This is a genomic window from Hyphomicrobium sp. (assembly GCF_019753045.1).
Classification (GTDB): Bacteria; Pseudomonadota; Alphaproteobacteria; order Rhizobiales; family Hyphomicrobiaceae; genus Hyphomicrobium_B.
This window is the reverse complement of record NZ_JAIELN010000027.1, coordinates 31,609-48,645: the sequence shown is the minus strand read 5'-3', so window position 1 is coordinate 48,645 and position 17,037 is coordinate 31,609. Positions and strand designations below refer to the sequence as shown.

Sequence of the window (17,037 nt, the reverse complement as noted above, 5' to 3'; positions counted from 1 at the left end):
AGAGAAAGAGTTTTAGACCTTCCCTCGGGCCTTTTCCAACCGCCTCAGCCACTGACGAGCCATTTTGGCGACGTTCTGTGGCGCGGTTCCCCCATAACTGGTCCGGCTCTTGACCGAGTTCTCCACAGAGAGCACCGAAAATACGGCTTTCGTGATGCGCGGCTCGACAGCCTGCATATCCGTTAGGCTCAATTGATCGAGATCGACGCCCTTCGCCTCGGCCGCCTTGACGATGGCCCCCGTCACATGGTGGGCCTCGCGGAACGGCATTTTGAGCTCCCTGACGAGCCAATCGGCGAGATCGGTCGCCGTCGAGTACCCGCGCCCGGCCGCGGCCCGCATAGCCTCGGCATTGGGCTCGAGATCCGCGATCATGCCCGCCATCGCCGCCATGACGAGACGCAGGCTGGAGAAGGCGTCGAACGTCGTCTCCTTGTCCTCTTGCATGTCCTTCGAATAGGCGAGCGGCAGCCCCTTCATCACGATAACGAGGCCCTGGAAGGCAGCCGCGATCCGCCCGACCTTGGCGCGCGCCAGCTCTGCGGCGTCCGGATTGCGCTTTTGCGGCATGATCGACGAGCCGGTTGTGAAACGATCCGACAGTTTCACGAAGCCGAACTGCGGCGTCATCCAGATGACGATCTCTTCGGCGAGCCGCGAGAAATGCACGGCCGTGATCGTCGCCGCGGCCAGAGCCTCGAGCGCGAAATCGCGATCCGAAACGCCGTCGAGCGAGTTCGCCATCGGCCTGTCGAAGCCGAGCGCCTGCGCCGTTTGCTCGCGGTCGATCGGGAACGACGTTCCGGCGAGCGCCGCCGAGCCGAGCGGCGATTCATTGAGACGCTTCCGCGCGTCCGCGAACCGGCCCCGGTCGCGCGCGATCATTTCGACGTACGCCAACAGATGATGACCAAAGGTCACGGGCTGCGCAGGTTGCAGATGCGTGAATCCCGGCATGACGGTCGCGGCGTGCGCCTCGGCCTTCTCCGCCAGCGCCTGCTGCACGTTTGCGAGAGCTTCATCGATCCCGTCGATGGCGTCGCGCACGAAGAGCCGGAAATCCGTCGCCACCTGATCGTTGCGCGAACGTGCCGTATGCAGCCGCCCAGCCGCCGGACCGATCAGCTCTTTCAGCCGGTTTTCGACGTTCATGTGCACGTCTTCGAGCGCGCGCGAGAATTCGAACGTTCCCGCGTCGATCTCCGCCTTGATCTTGTCGAGGCCTTTTGCAATCTCGCGGGCATCGGATTTGGTTATGATGCCGGCTTCCGCCAGCATCGCGGCATGCGCCTTCGAACCGCGAATGTCTTGTGGCGCAAGCTGCTTGTCGAAGCCGATCGAGGCATTTATCTCCTGCATGATCTCGGCAGGAGACATTGCGAAACGGCCACCCCACATGGTGTTGGCTGGCTTGTCGGTCACGAGCGGCTCCGTATTTAATTAGAGAGAACAAGGTTACCAAAAATGACAGCGAACGGCGCGGGAGGCCCGCAGAAAGCCCTTTGGACAGTGGCGCTGTCGGCGTTGGTCGGGTTCGGCGCCGTATACGTTATCGGAGGCGGGTTGGGCAACGGCGGACCTGAAAAATCCGTGACCGTCGCCCAGGAAATATCGCCGCCCAAGGCCGAACCTTCAGCCGGATCGTCCTCCAAGCTCGGAGAAATGGCGGCATTCGTCACGAAGAAGACGCCCGAGCCCCTCCCCGACATCACTTTTCAGGATGCCGACGGCAAGGACGTCAAGCTGTCGAGCCTCAAAGGCAAAACGATCCTTCTCAATCTCTGGGCAACCTGGTGCGGACCCTGCCGTGAGGAGATGCCGGCGCTCGACCAGCTGCAGAAGGAGCTTGGCAGCGATAAATTCGAGGTCGTGGCTTTGAGCCTTGACCGGAAGGGCTATGAGGAGTCGCGCAAGTTCCTCGACGAGCTGAAAGCCACCAACGTCAAGCTTTACTCGGACGCGAGCGCCAAAGAGGGCATGGCGCTGAAGCTTCTGGGAATGCCGACCACGATCCTCATCAACAAGGATGGATTGGAAGTCGGACGGCTGGCAGGCCCCGCGAAATGGGATTCCGACGACGCCAAAAAGCTAATCGAGGCGGCAACGAACTGACCACCTCGAGCAGCTATTCATAAATGAATTGACGTTCGGCGCCCCGAACAGACGGACGAACGGAAATTATTTCTTCTTCGTCTTCTGTGTGAGCGCCGAAGCCGCAACCGACTTGGCAGCCTTGCTCGCCTTCGGATCATGCAGAATTTTCGACGCGGCCGATGCGACCTTCTTGCTCGTCGTTTCCTTTGGGCTGCCGGTCTGCGTGAGTGCCGAAGCCGCGACCGACTTCTCAGCCTTGGTCGCAGTTTTGCTCCTCAGCACCATCGAGGCTGCCGAGGAAACCTTCTTGCTGGTGACTTCCGATTTCGCCATGGACGTCGCTTCCTTGTTCCGGGGCCGCGGAAGTGCGGTCCGGCGAGCATGCACCATGCCCGATTCGAATTCACCGTGTAATGACGGCCGGCACCTGTTTTTCGTCCGCTTTGTACGCTCAAGCTGGCGCACCGTGCCGAGAGACGCCAATCGGCCTGTGCTCCGAATTGACACCCCGCGCCCGAGAGGCGACAAGCGCGTCTCAAACACCGCCAAGCCGCACAGACCGGAGACGCTTTCCCATGGCCCACGACGACCTCAAGAAAACAATCGAAACGGCGTGGGAAGCTCGCGACGGCATTACGTTCGACACGAAGGGCCCCGTCCGCGACGCTGTCGAAACCGCGCTCAACCTTCTCGACAAGGGCGAAGCACGCGTCGCCGAGAAGGCGGACGGCAACTGGGTCGTCAATCAGTGGCTGAAGAAGGCGGTCCTTTTGTCGTTCCGTCTCAATGACATGGAAATGATCCCCGGCGGCCCGGCAGGCAGCTTCTACTGGGACAAGGTGCCCCCGAAGTTCGCTGGCTGGACCGAAGCGGACTTCCGCAAGGGCGGCTTCCGCGTGCTGCCCGGCGCTATCGTGCGCCGTTCCGCTTACATCGCGCCGGGCGCCGTATTGCTCCCCTCGTTCGTCAATCTCGGCGCCTACGTCGGCAGCGGCACGATGGTCGACACCTGGGCAACGGTCGGAAGCTGCGCTCAGATCGGGAAAAACTGCCATATTTCCGGCGGCGCCGGCATCGGCGGCGTGCTCGAACCCCTTCAGGCCGGACCGGTCGTCATCGAGGATAACTGCTTCATCGGCGCCCGCGCCGAGGTTGCCGAAGGCGTCCAGGTCGGCGAAGGCTCTGTCCTTTCGATGGGCGTCTACCTCGGAGCCTCGACGACGATCATCGATCGCGCCACGGGCGAAAAAATGTTCGGCAAGGTGCCTCCCTATTCCGTCATCGTATCGGGTACGATGCCGGGCAAGCCTCTCCCGAACGGGGAACCGGGTCCAAACCTCTACTGCGCCGTCATCGTCAAGCGCGTCGACGAAAAGACTCGCAGCAAGACAAGCATCAACGAGCTTCTCAGGGACTAAGTGGAAGCTCAGGGATTGAGTGGAAGCAGGTGAAAAAGGCATCGAAATTCCGAACGCTTGATCCGGCGCTCATCACGGCGAGCCTCGATCAACTTGCTCGGCGTATCGATGAGCGTTTTCCGGGCGCGGGCCTTGCGAACGTCTGCCGCGACCTGCTCGCACTCGCCAAGGAGACAGCAACCGCGGCGCAGGAGATCAATCGGCCGCACTTCTTCCTGCGCTTCATCATCTGGCTCGCGATCACGGCAGGCGTTGCCCTGCTGATCGTGGTCGCTCAGCTCATTTTAGGCGGCACAAAAGCTAACGACGATCTCTTCGGCACGCTGCAGGGCATCGATTCCGGCTTCAACATCGTCGTGCTGATGGGCGCGACGTTATTCTTCGTTTCGTCCCTCGAAGCGCGCTGGAAACAGCGGAAGGCCCTCTTCGCACTCCACGAGTTCCGTTCCATCATCCACGTCATCGATATGCATCAGCTGACGAAAGACCCGAGCATGCTGGCGGCTGTGCACACTTCGAGCTCGCCCGACCGCAGCCTGTCTCCGTTCGAGCTTGTGCGTTATCTCGACTACTGCTCTGAGATGCTGTCGCTCACTGCCAAGCTTGCGGCACTCTACGCCGAGAAGCTCAGCGATCCGGTTGTGGTCGACACGGTCGGCGACCTCGAACGGCTGACCTCGGATCTTTCAGGTAAGATCTGGCAGAAGATCACCATCGTGCTGAGCCTCGAAGGCCGCGACATTCCGTTGCCTTCCGCCGGTCAGCTATTTGGAAGTCAAACTGTATAATGACCCTGATTCCAACCGATCCCGTTGCGCTCTCTCAGGCGCTCATCCGCTGCGAAAGCGTAACGCCCGATGAAGCAGGCGCACTGACGCTTCTGCAGAACGTGCTGGAGCCCGCAGGCTTCACCTGTCATCGCCTCGTCTTCTCCGAACCCGGCACGCCCGACGTCGATAACTTGTACGCGCGCCTCGGCACAGGCCGGCCGCATCTCTCCTTCGCCGGGCACACCGACGTCGTGCCGGTCGGCAACGAAGCGGCCTGGACCGTGCCGCCATTTGCCGGTGAAGTCCGCGATGGAATTCTTTACGGCCGCGGCGCAGTCGACATGAAGGGATGCATCGGGGCGTTCGTCGCGGCTTCGATGAAATACATCCACCACTATAACGGCCTGCCGCGCGGCTCCCTGTCGTTCATCATCACGGGCGACGAGGAAGGCCCGTCGATCAACGGGACGATGAAAATCCTCGAGTGGCTGAAGGCCCGCGACGAAGTCATCGACGCTTGCCTCGTCGGCGAGCCGTCAAATCCCAACGCTCTCGGCGATGAAATTCGCATCGGACGCCGCGGCTCGCTCAACGTCGATCTGATCGTGCACGGCATCCAAGGCCATTCCGCCTATCCGCAAATCGCCGACAATCCGGTGCCTAAGCTCGCGCGCATCATCGACCGGCTCTCGACGACGAAGCTCGACGACGGAACGGAAAACTTCCAGCCGTCGAACCTGCAAGTAACGGTGATCTCCGTTCCGAATACCGCGACGAACGTCATACCGGGACGCGCCGCCGCGAAGCTTAATATCCGCTATAATGACGGCTGGACACGCCCGACGATCGAAGAGTGGGTGCGGAAGACGGCAGCAAGCGCTGCATCCGAAGTCGATGCGAAATACGATCTCGCATTCTCGGGAACAGGCGACGTTTTCCTGACGAAGCCTGGCCCTCTCGTCTCGACGCTCAAAGACGCCGTCAAATCCGTCACTGGCCGCACGCCCGCCTTGACGACGGGAGGCGGAACTTCCGATGCGCGCTTCATCAAGGACATCTGTCCCGTCGTCGAATTCGGCCTCGTCAACAAGACGATCCATCAGGTCGACGAGCGCACGAGCGTTGCCGACCTCGAAACCCTGACCGAAATCTACGGCCGCTTCATCAGCGACTTTTTCCGCAACGGTTGAGTCTTTGTTGGCGCTGGCGACTCCGTTTCGGGCGGCCGGCGCGCGGAACGCGTGTCGCCCGAAACCAACAAAGGCTTCGCCGCCCGAAACGGAGTTCGCGCTGGCGGCCGGCTCCGCGAAGCAGAGTCTCCAGCGCCAACATAAAAGCTTGTCGTCCGAAACGGGCAAAGAGCCTGTCGCCAGCGCAATACAAAAAGGCCGCCATCGCTGGCGGCCTTTTCGAATGACTCATTTGAGCGATCGTTAGACCGCTTCTTTCAGCTCTTTCGCGGCGCGGAAGGCGATCTTCTTCGAAGCCTTGATCTTGATGGCTTCGCCCGTTGCCGGGTTGCGGCCCATGCGCGCCGGACGCTTGCGAACCTGCAGAACGCCGAGACCGCCGATGCGGATGCGAGCGCCCTTCTTGAGATGCTTTGAAATCTGAGCGACGAGATCTTCGAGCAGCGCGACCGACTGCTTCTTCGGAATCTCGTGAGCCTCCGCGAGCGTCGCGGCAATATGCTTCAACGTAACGGTTTCAATCTTCGCTGCAGCTTTGGCCGGAGCCTTGGCTGAAGTCTTTGCTGGCGCAGCTGCCTTTGCCATTGTCGTCCCTCTTATGCGAATCGGTTTGCAACCAAACACTACATCGTTGAAACCCAAAAACATGCGTTTTTCGGGCCTTTTTCGAATGAAGCCGGCGAAAAAAGCAGCATTTGTGGCCCGAAAGCAAGCGCCAACATGGGGGTTACGCGCAAAAAAGCCGTCGAAACCGCAGTTTTCGGTGCAGTTTGATAGTTTGATAGAATGAGCGCAGTGAACGAGGGATAAAAAATCGAAACTTCGCTGCGCAAAGATATTATTTGAAATGCTTTGAGAGTTTCAGACCCTGGCCCTGGTAGTTCGATTTGAGCCCCTGGCCATATAGCTTTTCGGGCGTCTCGGTCATCCGCTCGTAGATAAGCCGGCCGATGATTTGCCCGTCTTCGAGAATGAACGGCACCTTGTGTGAACGCACCTCGAGGACGACGCGCGAGCCGTTGCCCCCTGCCGCCGCGTGACCGAAACCCGGATCCATGAAGCCCGCATAATGCACGCGAAATTCGCCGACGAGCGGATTGAACGGAACCATCTCGGCCGCGTGCGTCGGCGGCACATGCACGGCTTCCTTCGAAGCCAGAATGTAGAACTGATCGGGATCGAGAATGAGCCGCTGCTTATCCTTGACGTAAATCGGGTCCCAGTAATCTTCGACCGGGTACGTGCCGACTTTGTCGACGTCGACGACGCCGGTATGCCGCCGCGCGCGAAATCCAACGAGGCCCGTCGCGTCACCCGCAAGATCGACGGTGAGCGCAATGCCGCCGGAAATGTCCGGATGTTCCGCCGAGACGAGACGCTCGCGAAGCTGCAATTCGCGCAACGCCGTATCGCTGTCGGCGGCAGGCCCATTGCGAAAGCGGATCTGCGACAATCGCGATCCTTTGCGAACCACGATCGGAAACGTCTGAGGACATATTTCCGCGTAGAGCGGTCCGTTATAGGCGCGGGGAATTTGATCGAATGCGCCGACGCCGTCCGCGATGACGCGGGTGAAAACATCGAGCCGGCCCGTCGAGCTTTTCGGATTGGCCGACGCTTCGACGTCGGCCGGCAGCGCGAGCGACTCGAGCAGCGGCACTATATAGACGCAGCCCGTTTCGAGAACCGCGCCTTGGCTCAAGCTGATCGTGTGCAACGCCAGATCGTCGAGATTGGTCTGCACGCGGCCGCCGGGCCTTGGAAGAAAGCTCGCACGCACCCGATAGGCGACGGCGCCGAGCCTGAGATCGAGGCTCGCAGGTTGCACTTGGCCCTCGGCGACCGGCTCCGCAATCGCGATCTCGCCGTCTGCAATCATCCGGGAAATAGCTTGCGCCGGTAAAATGCCGACACCGCGATCCCGCCGCTTCGATGCCGGATGAGCTTTCTCGGATAACGCTTTTTCGGATTTTGTCATGGCGCCGGTCTACCCCTTCGGCATCGTCTAAAGTACACCAAACGCTTCGCCAAGCGCGACAATGTCTGCAATAACCGTTATTCCCGCCCCATCGACGCCGCCTCTTGACGCCGCAGAGCACGGGGGGTAATCCCGCACAACACTTCGTGGTCCTTTGGCCGGCCGGCTTGCAGCCACGTTAAACAAGTCGCTAAAGAGGCCGTGTGCGCTCCCGGTTTCCCGCGCCCGGCCTTTCGTCAGCCGGTGCCTATGGACCGGGATTTTTATTGCGCGAAAGGCCGTTTCCGATGGCAGATGACGAACAGTTCCCGTCCAATAACCCGGCTTGGCGGCCCGCCACGGCGCTCGTCCATGGCGGCATCACACGGTCCGACTGGGGCGAGACTTCCGAAGCCCTCCATCTGACGCAGGGCTTCGTCTACAAAAGCGCAGAGCAGGCTGAGGCGCGGTTCAAGCAGGAAGACCCGGGGTTTCAATACACGCGCTTCGGAAACCCGACGATCTCGATGTTCGAAGATCGCCTGAAGATTTTCGAAGGCGCAGAAGAATGCCGCGCCACCGCAACGGGCATGGCCGCCGTCACCGCCTCGATGCTCTCATATCTGAGAACCGGCGATCACGTCGTCGCCGCGCGGGCGCTCTTCGGCTCCTGCCGCTACATCGTCGAGACGCTCTGTCCGCGCTTCGGCATCGAAGCGACGCTCGTCGACGGTAAAGACCTCGACGCCTGGCGCAACGCCGTTCGCCCGAACACCAAGATGTTCTTCTTCGAGACGCCATCAAATCCGGCTCTCGAGCTCGTCGACATTGCCGCAGTTTGCAAGATCGCGCGCGATAACGGCATCCTGACCATCGTCGACAACGTGTTCGCGACGCCGATGCTGCAGCGGCCGTTGGCGCTCGGCGCCGACATCGTCGTCTATTCGACGACGAAGCACATCGACGGCCAGGGCCGCTGCCTCGGCGGCGCGGTTCTCGGCAAAACCGAGTTCATTACCAAATACGTTCAGGAATGGGTCCGCCAGACCGGCCCCTCTATAAGCCCATTCAATGCCTGGGTCATGCTGAAGGGCCTCGAAACGCTGCCCATTCGCGTCAAGGCTCAGTGCGAAACGTCGGCTAAAATCGCAGACCTTCTGGCGGGCCTGAAGGGCGTGACCCGGGTCATATATCCGGGGCGGGCAGATCATCCCCAGGCCGCGCTTGCCGCAAAGCAGATGCCGGGCGGCGGCCAGATGATCGCATTCGAGGTCGAGGGTGGTAAACAAGGGGCCTTCCGGTGCCTTAACGCCCTCCGTTTGATCAGGCTTTCGAACAACCTGGGCGACGCCAAGAGCCTCGTCACGCACCCTGCGACAACGACCCATTTCAAGCTGACGCCCGACCAGCGCTCGGAACTCGGCATTAGTGATGGTATGATCCGCCTCTCGATCGGACTTGAAGCGGTCGAAGATTTAGCAGACGATCTCACTAATGCGGTGAAGAGGGTTACGGGGTAACGGGGATAATATGAGTAAAAGTACGCCGGCTTCGCCATCGAGAAAGGCTGCTTCGGCCGCCGCCTACCATCCTTATGAAGCGACGACGCGCGGTATCCGCATCCGTGTCGAACCGCGCTACATGGAAGATCAGTCGTCTCCCGAAGACAGCCACTTCGTGTGGTCTTACGCTGTCGAGATCAGCAACGACGGCGGCGAGACCGTCCAGCTCAAATCCCGCATGTGGCGGATCACCGACGCACTCGGCCGGACCGAAGAGGTTCGCGGCGCAGGCGTCGTCGGCCAGACGCCGGTGATCGCACCCGGCAAGTCGTTCCAATATACGTCGGGTTGTCCTTTGAAGACGCCGCAGGGTATCATGGTCGGCAGCTATCAGATGTCGGACGAGACGGGAAAGCTTTTCGACGTCGCCATTCCCGCCTTCTCGCTCGATAGCCCCTATACCCGACGCAGCATGAACTGAACCCGGCGATAGCCGATGAGCGCAGCAAGAGGCCCAATCCTTACTCCCGTTGAATTGCTCGCGCGCCTGGTGGCCTTCGACACGACGAGCTACAAGAACAATCTTGGCCTGATCGCGTTCGTCGAAGACTATCTTCGAGCGCACGGCGTGCCGTCGCAACGGATCGTCAGCGACGACGGCCAGAAATCCTCGCTCTACGCAACGATCGGCCCGGCTGACGAAGGCGGCATCGCTCTCTCGGGCCACACCGACGTTGTACCCGTCGATGGGCAGGATTGGACGAGCGACCCGTTCACGTTGAGAGCGGAAGGCGGCCGGCTATACGGCCGCGGCTCTGCCGATATGAAAGGCTTTCTCGCAGCTTCGCTCGCGGCCGTTCCGGATTTCAAGAAGCGCAAACTGAAGAAGCCGATCCATCTCGCCTTCTCCTACGATGAGGAGGTCGGGTGCATTGGTGTTCGCCCGATGATCGCCGAACTCGGCAAGGCGCTTCCGAAACCACGCATGGTGATCGTCGGCGAGCCGACGAGCATGCAGGTCGTCGATGCCCACAAAGGGCCGGTCCGCTGGCGCGTCGACGTCAAGGGACGAGCGGCGCATTCGAGCATGGCGCATCTCGGCGTGAACGCGGTGACCTATGCGACGCGCCTGATAAGCGAACTCGACCGCATCGAAACCGAGCTCAAGCACCGCGTCATCGACGTTCGTTTCGAGCCACCCTATTCGACACTGCAAGTGACGACGATCGACGGCGGCACCGCCACCAATATCGTTCCCGTGCATTGCAGCTTCGTGTTCGATATTCGCGCGTTGCCGGGATTGCACCCCGACGAGATCGAAGATCGGCTACGCCGCTATGCTGACAAGCATTGCCTCCCGGAGATGCACGCGATCGCACCCGAATCCGGCATCGACATCGAGCGCGTCAATGCCGTGCCCCCCTTTGGCGCCGAACCGTCATCCGAGGTCGTCGCGCTCGCTTTGAAATTGACGGGCCAGAACCAAACGTACGGCGTTTCATACGGTACCGAGGCCGCCCTCTTTCAGGATGCGGGCGCGCCATCCGTGGTCTGCGGACCGGGCGATATTGCTCAGGCGCACACAGCCGACGAATGGATCGCCGAAACCGAAATCATAAAATGCATGGGCTTTCTGGATCGCCTCGGCGCCTGGGCAGAGACCTGAGCCCGGCCACAACTCATCCCGCAATGCAGCGAAAATCCATCCGCCGCAGGGAGTTAGACGAGGCCAGACCGAGTGTGACTTGCCTACGACATACCGTGCGACAATCTTGCTGACCCACCACTTTCTTCTCGGAACGCCGTGCTTCCGGCCCACTCTTGTGCGTACCAATCACCCGAGCAGCCGAGCCTTTGCAATCTTTAGAGACGGGCCAATGACCAAACGCTTTCACGTTCTGAATACTTCGGTCTGCGCCATGTCCGCAGCTCTTACCCTCGTCGGATGCTCGACGGCCTCAGTCCCGACCATCGGCTCGATCAATCCGTTCAGTAGTGGAAACTCGATTTCTGAAATCGATCGCGCCTATCTTCAGGCCGCCGGAAGCTGGGACCTCAACCACGACAACGTCGTGACCTGCAACGAGTGGAAGTCCTACGCGGAAGACCTCTTCAACAGCGCCGATACCGACCACGACGATTCCCTCGACGCGACCGAGTGGAACAACCTGACCAAGATCGACAAACTCTTCGTCATAGCGGATCTGAAATATTTTGATCAGAACGGCGATGGCAAGGTCACGCGACAAGAGTTCGTCGACAAACCGAACCCCGCGTTTGTCCTGATGGACAAGAGCGGCACCTGCAAGCTCGACGGCTCTCAGATCGCCAGCGCCCGCTCGAAGACCGAATACGACACCTCCGGCGCGAAACCGGCAAGCGGCGACCCGCGTGACGCGGATGGCCAAGTCGGCAAAGCTGCTAACGGCGGTCTGGGCCGATAATTGAGGACAGGCTTAGAACTCTGCACCCACGCGGGCGGATCTCAGCTGCCGGCTGCTCGCAATTCATCGAGCGAGAAAACATATCGCGCCGTGCAGAACTCGCAGGTGACGACGATCTTTCCGTTGTCGTCGAGCATGTCGGATAGTTCGTTGGCGCCGAACGCCAGCAGCACATTCTCGACCTTCTCCCGGCTGCACCGGCAGAACGAGGAAAGCGGAATGACCCGCTCGATGGCGACCGCTTCCTCATGGAAGAGCCGTAGCAATAGCCGCTCGACGGTCAGGCCCGGATCGAGCAGCTCAAGATCTTCGACCGTCGCGGCCAGCATTTCGACGCGCTTCCAGTCGTCGTCCTGCTCGACACCACCTTCGAGCGACGCGCCGACGCTTTGCACCATCAAGCCGCCGGCCCGCCGGTGCCATCGCGTGTCCGACTGGGGCGCTTGACGCGGCGCCACGTAATGCTCGGCAACCGCCGTCCGAATAAATGTCGGCAGGTTTTCGCGTTGCTGAAAGTAAGCCGCCGTCGTCGCTGAGAGCGGCGCGCTCTCGAACGCCAGCACACCTTGATAGCGCTCCTGTCCCGGACCGGAATCGAGCGTGATTGCGAGATGACCGTTACCCAGCGCCGCCGCCGTATCATGGCGCGTCCCGCTGCGAGCGATCTCAGCGATCTTCTCCGCATCGTAACGAGCGTAACCCCTGAGCCGGCCGCTCGCGGTGTAATCGGCAACGAGAATGGAAACCGGCCCGTCCGAACGCGTCAACAGATTGAGATTCCCGCCTTGCGGCAATGCCGATCCGCAGAGAGCCGCCAACGCCAGCGCTTCCGAAAGCGCCCGCCCCGGAAGATCGGGCATCGCATGCGGCACGACGATCTGATCGAGCGTCGCCCCGAGCCGCACCAGCCTCCCTCGGATATTCGAGTTCTGCGTGCGAAACGCGACGACGACATCGTCGGCCGGGATGGCAGGCGGAGTCGCGGTCGATCTGGGAGGCGTGTCAACCGGCATCGGCGAGACAGTCCCTCAGGCGCCGAAGCACCATGCAAGAATGGCTTTCTGAACGTGCAGCCGGTTCTCGGCTTCGTCGAAAACGACCGACTGCGGACCTTCGAGAACGTCCTCTGTCACTTCATGCCCGCGATAGGCTGGCAGACAGTGCATGAAGATCGCGTTCTTGGCCGCCTTGCCCATGAGCTTCGCGTCGACGGCGTAAGGCGCCAGCATTTTCTTCCGCCGCGCTGCATCCGACTGCCCCATCGAAACCCACGTATCGGTGACGACGCAATCGACGCCTTTGACCGCGTGCACCGGATCGGTGCCGATCTCGACATCGCCCTTTTCGCGCCGGACCCACGCGATCGCTTCCTCTTCCGGAAAGAGTTCCTTCGGAGCTGCGATCTTGAGCTTGAATCCGAAACGAACGGCGGCATGCATCCACGAAACCGCAACGTTGTTGCCATCGCCCACCCAGGCGACCGACTTGCCCTTGATCGGACCCAGATGCTCTTCGAACGTCTGGATGTCGGCCATCACTTGGCAGGGATGGCTCTTCTCGGTCAGGCCGTTGATGACGGGGATCGCCGCGTAACGCGCGAGTTCAAGAAGCGTCGCATGCTCGTTGGCGCGGATCATGATGCCATCGGCGTAGCGCGAGAGAACGCGCGCGGTATCGGCGACGGATTCACCGCGGCCGAGCTGCAGATCGGTATGGTTGAGCGTCAACGCGCCACCGCCGAGCTGGCGCATCGCGATATCGAATGAAACGCGCGTACGCGTCGACGGCTTCTCGAAAATCAGAACGAGAACCCGATCCTCGATGTCCTTCGGACGAAGCCCCTCAGGCACGCGTTTGCCGGCCTTTTTCATCGCATGGGCTGCATCGATGATGCCTCGCAGCGTCTTGCTGTCGAGATCGGAGATGTCGAGAAAATGCCGGACGGTCCGGGCAGTTTGCTTTGTGGTCATGACTTGCGGAGCTTTCTCCAGCTCTTTCGAATAACCGGTCATCGGGACGTCTCGCGAGCGACGCGGGTGAGAGCGCGAGAGAGGGCCCTCAGCCCTTCGCCGATCTCGTCCTCGGTCGCAATGAGGGGTGGAAGGACGCGGACACTATTGTCGCCCGCGCCGACGATGAGGAGCTTCTCCTCGTTGGCGGCTTTGACCACCTGCGGCGGCGCGACGTGGGCCTTGAGCTTCAGTCCCATCAACAGACCCGCGCCGCGAACCTCTTCTACGAGCTCCGCATGCTGATCCCTGAGGCCCTCGAGACCTTGCTTCAGACGCAATGCCTTCAATTGCACGGCTTCGAGGAAACCGGGCTCAGAAATAACGTCGAGAACAGTCGAAGCGACGGCCATCGCCAGCGGATTGCCGCCGAACGTCGAGCCGTGTGTACCGGGCGTCATGCCCTTGGCTGCGTTCGCCGTCGCCAACACGGCGCCGACAGGAAATCCGCCGCCGAAGCCCTTGGCGATCGCCATGACGTCCGGAATGATCCCCGCCCATTCGTGCGCGAAGAGCTTGCCGGTCCGGCCCATGCCCGTTTGAACCTCGTCGAGCACGAGCAGCAGCCCATGCTTGTCGCAAAGCTCGCGAACGGCTCTGAGAAACTCCGGCGAGACAGCCCTGACGCCGCCCTCGCCCTGAATGGGCTCAAGCATGATCGCGGCCGTCTCCGGTCCGATCGCGCCTTCGAGCGCTTCGAGATCGCCGAGGTCGACATGATCGAAGCCCCCGGCCGTCGGGGCAAAGCCTTCGAGATACTTCTCGTTACCGGCAGCAGCGAGCGTTGCGAGAGTCCGCCCATGAAACGCGCCGCGAAAAGCGATGATGCGCTGGCGATTGGGCTCGCCCGATACATAATGATAGCGCCGCGCGACCTTGATCGCGCCCTCGCAGGCTTCCGCGCCTGAGTTACAGAAGAAGACCCGCTCGGCAAACGTCAGCCGCGTCAGCTTATCAGCGACCGTCTCCTGACCTTCGACCCGGTAAAGGTTCGACGTGTGCCAGAGCTTCTCGGCCTGTGCCTTTAGCGCCGCGACGAGTTGCGGATGTGCATGACCGAGCGAATTGACCGCGACGCCGGACCCGAAATCGAGATAGCGCTCGCCGGTCTCGGCGGTCAGCCAGCAGCCCTCTCCACGCACGAAAACGATGTCCTGACGGGCATATGTGCCCATCACAGCCGTTGACGGTCCGCCGGTTTCGGTAGCGCTACGGGAAGCTTTCCCCAGCGCAGCAGGGGAAGAAGACATGGTGCGTGGATTACCCTGAGCAGAAAATCAAAAAGCCGCCCAATTTCGGCGGCTCAATCACAACCCCTGATAACCCTTGCGCCTATTCCTGTCAATAAATGCTCGGATTTGACCATTGAGTTCACGGGCCGAATTGCCAATGCTACCGCCTTATGGTTGAAACGGGGGGAGGCATACACGAAAATCGGAGATATCCCCTGGCGCGAATCGTCTGTGGCGCGGTCGCCACTTCTCCCTGTCAATACCCCCAAGCTTGCAGCTCTGGCTTGTAGACGGGATTCAGCATGTTGTAACTTATCGTTGTCAGGCCACGAGATATGGCGGCGCCAGCCGCTTTCGCTTGGATGTGTATCGGCCCTGACCGCGCCTTGGGCAACCGCTTGTTAGCGGACCGCCCGTGTCTCGTGCGCGTTTCTGTTCTGCGTCTCCTCAAGTTTTTGCGTTTGTAACCGGTCGGGACCGTCGTCCTCCGCCGTCGCGTCGTGTTCGTTCGCGCGCGTAGGCTTGGGCTCGATTGCGGCCGGGTAACTGCGGGCACCGGGGGGTGCACCGCCGCTGTTGTGCGGCTCGAGAGGGAGCAATCTACGGATGTCTTGGACTGATGAGCGCGTGGACCTTTTAAAAAGGCTCTGGTCGGAAGGACTGAGCGCCAGCCAGATTGCAGGCCGACTTGGAAGCGTGACGCGCAATGCCGTTATCGGCAAGGTGCACCGGCTTGGTCTGTCCGGCCGGGCAACAACTTCGCGAATGAAGTCCCACCGTCCCCGCACCCGACTGGCGAATGCAAAGAGACCGGTGAAGCAGCGCTTCGCGCAAACCGGAAATCCAGCAGTGCGGGCACTCTATATCGACGCTGAAGCTTACGTGGCGCCTGCGGAAGAGATCGAAATTCCGGTCGCCGAACGAAAAACCATTCAGACGCTGGGCGAGTGCAGCTGCCGTTGGCCGATCGGCGACCCGCAAACATCCGAATTCCATTTCTGCGGACGCGCCAAGGTGCCGTTGCTGCCCTACTGCGAGGTTCATGCCCGGCGCGCGTTCCAGCCCGTCGCACCTCGTCGCCGCGAGCGCACGGACATCGAAACGCCGGTTACGGCGAGCCTTCCGGCTCCCGCGATCGCTGGCTCCGATCCGACCAAGCAGCGGGCCTAGGATTTGAGATTTGAGATCTGAGATCCGCGAACTGGATCTCGCACCACGTTTAACCACTGGCGTGCCGGGGGGCTTGGCCGGTGGATGAAGAGGGAAGGCCAGCAGCCGCGGGGGGTGGCTGCTGGCTTTCTCATTTCCGCTTCGGATCCGCTCCGCTTCAGAAGAACTTGACCACCCGCCTCTCGCGATGACGCCCCGCAGCCGTCCTGCTAGGGTGCGCCCGCCTTGTGCAGCAACGGAGACGCTAAATGGGTAAGAACAAAGACAAAAAGCCCGACGAGTTCGAGCCGCTGACCGACGAGGCAGCGACCGTTGGCAATCGCCACAACGGCCCCGAACCGTCCAGCGACGAGACATCGGGCGATCGCCACGACACGACTTTGCCCAAAGGCTACTCGCTTGATCCTCCGGAACTCCCGAAGGAAATCGAAGACGCAGCAATGCGCTCGGGCGGTTATCCCTATGACAAGCGCCTGAAGGCGACTGATTACGACGAGCAGCTGCTGGCCCTGCAGATCGAACTGATGAAGCTGCAGAAGCACAATCTCAAAGTCGGCAACAGAATTCTCTGCCTCTACGAAGGTCGCGACGGATCGGGCAAAGGCTCCTGCATCAAGGCGTTCAACGAACACATGAACCCGCGCAACACCCGCACCGTCGCTCTGCCGAAGCCGACTGAAACGGAACGCAGCCAGCTCTATTTCCAGCGTTACGCCGTGCACCTGCCGAGTGCCGGCGAAATCGTCCTCTTTGATCGCTCCTGGTATAATCGCGCCGGCGTCGAGCGCGTGATGGGATTCTGCACACCCGAGCAGCTCGCCGTCTTCCTCCGCGAAGCACCCGAGTTCGAAGGCCTCCTCGTCCGCGACGGCATCAAGCTATTCAAATATTATTTGACCATCGGTCGCGAAATGCAGCTGAAGCGCTTCTACGAGCGCGCGGTAAATCCATTGAAGCAGTGGAAGCTGTCGTCCGTCGATCTCGCATCGCTCGACAAATACGACGACTACACGCGCGCCGAAATCGAGATGTTCCGTTTCACCAGCACGGCGATTGCCCCCTGGACCGTCGTTCGCGCCAACGACCAGCGCCGCGCCCGCTTGGAAACCATTCGCCACATCTTGCTGTCGATCGAATACGAAGGACGCGATCTCAAAGCCATCGGCAAGCACGACCCGTTGGTCATCGGCTCGGGGCCTGGCTTTTTCCATCCGCCGGTTGAAAAACAATCCTGACGCCGAACCTGCGCCG

Annotated in this window: 17 protein-coding genes and 1 riboswitch; of the genes, 10 read left to right on the top strand and 7 right to left on the bottom strand. The window is 61.0% G+C overall.

The window, feature by feature from the left end; genetic code table 11:
- Nucleotides 1–12: 12 nt before the first annotated feature.
- Entirely contained in the window at nucleotides 13–1,422 is a 1,410-nt protein-coding gene (gene argH / locus K2Q04_RS21075) for an argininosuccinate lyase (RefSeq protein ID WP_291167289.1), read from the bottom strand.
- A gap of 42 nt (nucleotides 1,423–1,464) precedes the next feature.
- Between argH and K2Q04_RS21070 the strand changes: the two genes are divergently transcribed.
- Nucleotides 1,465–2,112 (top strand): TlpA family protein disulfide reductase, encoded by a 648-nt coding sequence (locus K2Q04_RS21070; protein WP_291167286.1) that lies wholly within the window; start codon nucleotides 1,465–1,467, stop codon nucleotides 2,110–2,112.
- 66 nt (nucleotides 2,113–2,178) lie between these two features.
- Here the strand turns inward: K2Q04_RS21070 and K2Q04_RS21065 are convergent, their stop codons facing one another.
- On the bottom strand, nucleotides 2,179–2,427 hold the full coding sequence (locus K2Q04_RS21065) for a hypothetical protein (protein WP_291167283.1): 249 nt from the start codon (nucleotides 2,425–2,427) through the stop codon (nucleotides 2,179–2,181).
- A gap of 242 nt (nucleotides 2,428–2,669) precedes the next feature.
- On the opposite strand from K2Q04_RS21065, the gene dapD reads away from it, so the two are divergent.
- Genes dapD through dapE form a run of 3 tightly spaced genes read left to right on the top strand, consistent with a single transcriptional unit; the run spans nucleotide 2,670 to nucleotide 5,472 of the window.
- Nucleotides 2,670–3,512, top strand: a complete 843-nt coding sequence (dapD, locus tag K2Q04_RS21060; RefSeq protein WP_291167280.1) for a 2,3,4,5-tetrahydropyridine-2,6-dicarboxylate N-succinyltransferase — start codon at nucleotides 2,670–2,672, stop codon at nucleotides 3,510–3,512.
- Nucleotides 3,513–3,541: 29 nt separating this feature from the next.
- Nucleotides 3,542–4,300: a hypothetical protein gene (locus tag K2Q04_RS21055; RefSeq protein WP_291167278.1), complete on the top strand. Its 759-nt coding sequence runs from the start codon at nucleotides 3,542–3,544 to the stop codon at nucleotides 4,298–4,300.
- The gene (gene dapE / locus K2Q04_RS21050) at nucleotides 4,300–5,472 is read left to right on the top strand and encodes a succinyl-diaminopimelate desuccinylase (protein ID WP_291167276.1); all 1,173 of its coding nucleotides are present in this window, start codon (nucleotides 4,300–4,302) and stop codon (nucleotides 5,470–5,472) included. The genes K2Q04_RS21055 and dapE overlap by 1 nt, the downstream gene beginning before the upstream one ends.
- A 243-nt stretch (nucleotides 5,473–5,715) precedes the next feature.
- On the opposite strand, the gene K2Q04_RS21045 is transcribed toward dapE, so the two are convergent.
- The gene (locus K2Q04_RS21045; protein WP_291167274.1) at nucleotides 5,716–6,057 is read right to left on the bottom strand and encodes an HU family DNA-binding protein; all 342 of its coding nucleotides are present in this window, start codon (nucleotides 6,055–6,057) and stop codon (nucleotides 5,716–5,718) included.
- A gap of 253 nt (nucleotides 6,058–6,310) precedes the next feature.
- Complete coding sequence (locus tag K2Q04_RS21040) at nucleotides 6,311–7,450, bottom strand: 2'-deoxycytidine 5'-triphosphate deaminase (protein WP_291167272.1); 1,140 nt, start codon at nucleotides 7,448–7,450, stop codon at nucleotides 6,311–6,313.
- A gap of 136 nt (nucleotides 7,451–7,586) precedes the next feature.
- Nucleotides 7,587–7,665, top strand: a riboswitch (SAM riboswitch).
- A gap of 72 nt (nucleotides 7,666–7,737) precedes the next feature.
- On the opposite strand from K2Q04_RS21040, the gene metZ reads away from it, so the two are divergent.
- The 4 genes from metZ (at nucleotide 7,738) to K2Q04_RS21020 (ending at nucleotide 11,375) form a co-directional block, all read left to right on the top strand.
- Nucleotides 7,738–8,949, top strand: a complete 1,212-nt coding sequence (gene metZ, locus K2Q04_RS21035; protein WP_291167270.1) for an O-succinylhomoserine sulfhydrylase — start codon at nucleotides 7,738–7,740, stop codon at nucleotides 8,947–8,949.
- A 10-nt stretch (nucleotides 8,950–8,959) separates the two neighbouring features.
- A complete protein-coding gene (apaG, locus tag K2Q04_RS21030; protein ID WP_291167268.1) occupies nucleotides 8,960–9,412 on the top strand; it encodes a Co2+/Mg2+ efflux protein ApaG in 453 nt (150 codons plus the stop codon).
- 15 nt (nucleotides 9,413–9,427) lie between these two features.
- Nucleotides 9,428–10,597: an acetylornithine deacetylase gene (gene argE, locus K2Q04_RS21025; protein ID WP_291167265.1), complete on the top strand. Its 1,170-nt coding sequence runs from the start codon at nucleotides 9,428–9,430 to the stop codon at nucleotides 10,595–10,597.
- Between the two features lie 211 nt (nucleotides 10,598–10,808).
- Complete coding sequence (locus tag K2Q04_RS21020) at nucleotides 10,809–11,375, top strand: EF-hand domain-containing protein (RefSeq protein ID WP_291167261.1); 567 nt, start codon at nucleotides 10,809–10,811, stop codon at nucleotides 11,373–11,375.
- A gap of 41 nt (nucleotides 11,376–11,416) precedes the next feature.
- Here K2Q04_RS21020 and K2Q04_RS21015 read toward each other — a convergent pair whose 3' ends face one another.
- The 3 genes from K2Q04_RS21015 to K2Q04_RS21005 are packed head-to-tail and all read right to left on the bottom strand — an operon-like array spanning nucleotide 11,417 to nucleotide 14,559.
- The gene (locus K2Q04_RS21015; RefSeq protein ID WP_291167258.1) at nucleotides 11,417–12,388 is read right to left on the bottom strand and encodes an Hsp33 family molecular chaperone HslO; all 972 of its coding nucleotides are present in this window, start codon (nucleotides 12,386–12,388) and stop codon (nucleotides 11,417–11,419) included.
- A 15-nt stretch (nucleotides 12,389–12,403) separates the two neighbouring features.
- A complete protein-coding gene (gene argF / locus K2Q04_RS21010) occupies nucleotides 12,404–13,345 on the bottom strand; it encodes an ornithine carbamoyltransferase (RefSeq protein ID WP_291167254.1) in 942 nt (313 codons plus the stop codon).
- Nucleotides 13,346–13,383: 38 nt separating this feature from the next.
- Nucleotides 13,384–14,559, bottom strand: a complete 1,176-nt coding sequence (locus K2Q04_RS21005; RefSeq protein ID WP_291167297.1) for an aspartate aminotransferase family protein — start codon at nucleotides 14,557–14,559, stop codon at nucleotides 13,384–13,386.
- A 663-nt stretch (nucleotides 14,560–15,222) separates the two neighbouring features.
- On the opposite strand from K2Q04_RS21005, the gene K2Q04_RS21000 reads away from it, so the two are divergent.
- A complete protein-coding gene (locus K2Q04_RS21000; protein ID WP_291167251.1) occupies nucleotides 15,223–15,786 on the top strand; it encodes a GcrA family cell cycle regulator in 564 nt (187 codons plus the stop codon).
- Between the two features lie 248 nt (nucleotides 15,787–16,034).
- Complete coding sequence (gene ppk2, locus K2Q04_RS20995) at nucleotides 16,035–17,021, top strand: polyphosphate kinase 2 (RefSeq protein WP_291167248.1); 987 nt, start codon at nucleotides 16,035–16,037, stop codon at nucleotides 17,019–17,021.
- Nucleotides 17,022–17,037 lie beyond the last annotated feature (16 nt).

Excerpts from the sequence above, each read along its gene's own strand:
- K2Q04_RS21070 (WP_291167286.1), top strand. The coding sequence starts at position 1,465 with ATGACAGCGAACGGCGCGGGAGGCCCGCAGAAAGCCCTTTGGACAGTG.
- K2Q04_RS21065 (WP_291167283.1), bottom strand. The coding sequence starts at position 2,427 with ATGGCGAAATCGGAAGTCACCAGCAAGAAGGTTTCCTCGGCAGCCTCG.
- dapD (WP_291167280.1), top strand. The coding sequence starts at position 2,670 with ATGGCCCACGACGACCTCAAGAAAACAATCGAAACGGCGTGGGAAGCT.
- dapE (WP_291167276.1), top strand. The coding sequence starts at position 4,300 with ATGACCCTGATTCCAACCGATCCCGTTGCGCTCTCTCAGGCGCTCATC.
- K2Q04_RS21045 (WP_291167274.1), bottom strand. The coding sequence starts at position 6,057 with ATGGCAAAGGCAGCTGCGCCAGCAAAGACTTCAGCCAAGGCTCCGGCC.
- K2Q04_RS21040 (WP_291167272.1), bottom strand. The coding sequence starts at position 7,450 with ATGACAAAATCCGAAAAAGCGTTATCCGAGAAAGCTCATCCGGCATCG.
- metZ (WP_291167270.1), top strand. The coding sequence starts at position 7,738 with ATGGCAGATGACGAACAGTTCCCGTCCAATAACCCGGCTTGGCGGCCC.
- apaG (WP_291167268.1), top strand. The coding sequence starts at position 8,960 with ATGAGTAAAAGTACGCCGGCTTCGCCATCGAGAAAGGCTGCTTCGGCC.
- argE (WP_291167265.1), top strand. The coding sequence starts at position 9,428 with ATGAGCGCAGCAAGAGGCCCAATCCTTACTCCCGTTGAATTGCTCGCG.
- K2Q04_RS21020 (WP_291167261.1), top strand. The coding sequence starts at position 10,809 with ATGACCAAACGCTTTCACGTTCTGAATACTTCGGTCTGCGCCATGTCC.
- K2Q04_RS21015 (WP_291167258.1), bottom strand. The coding sequence starts at position 12,388 with ATGCCGGTTGACACGCCTCCCAGATCGACCGCGACTCCGCCTGCCATC.
- argF (WP_291167254.1), bottom strand. The coding sequence starts at position 13,345 with ATGACCACAAAGCAAACTGCCCGGACCGTCCGGCATTTTCTCGACATC.
- K2Q04_RS21005 (WP_291167297.1), bottom strand. The coding sequence starts at position 14,559 with ATGGGCACATATGCCCGTCAGGACATCGTTTTCGTGCGTGGAGAGGGC.
- K2Q04_RS21000 (WP_291167251.1), top strand. The coding sequence starts at position 15,223 with ATGTCTTGGACTGATGAGCGCGTGGACCTTTTAAAAAGGCTCTGGTCG.
- ppk2 (WP_291167248.1), top strand. The coding sequence starts at position 16,035 with ATGGGTAAGAACAAAGACAAAAAGCCCGACGAGTTCGAGCCGCTGACC.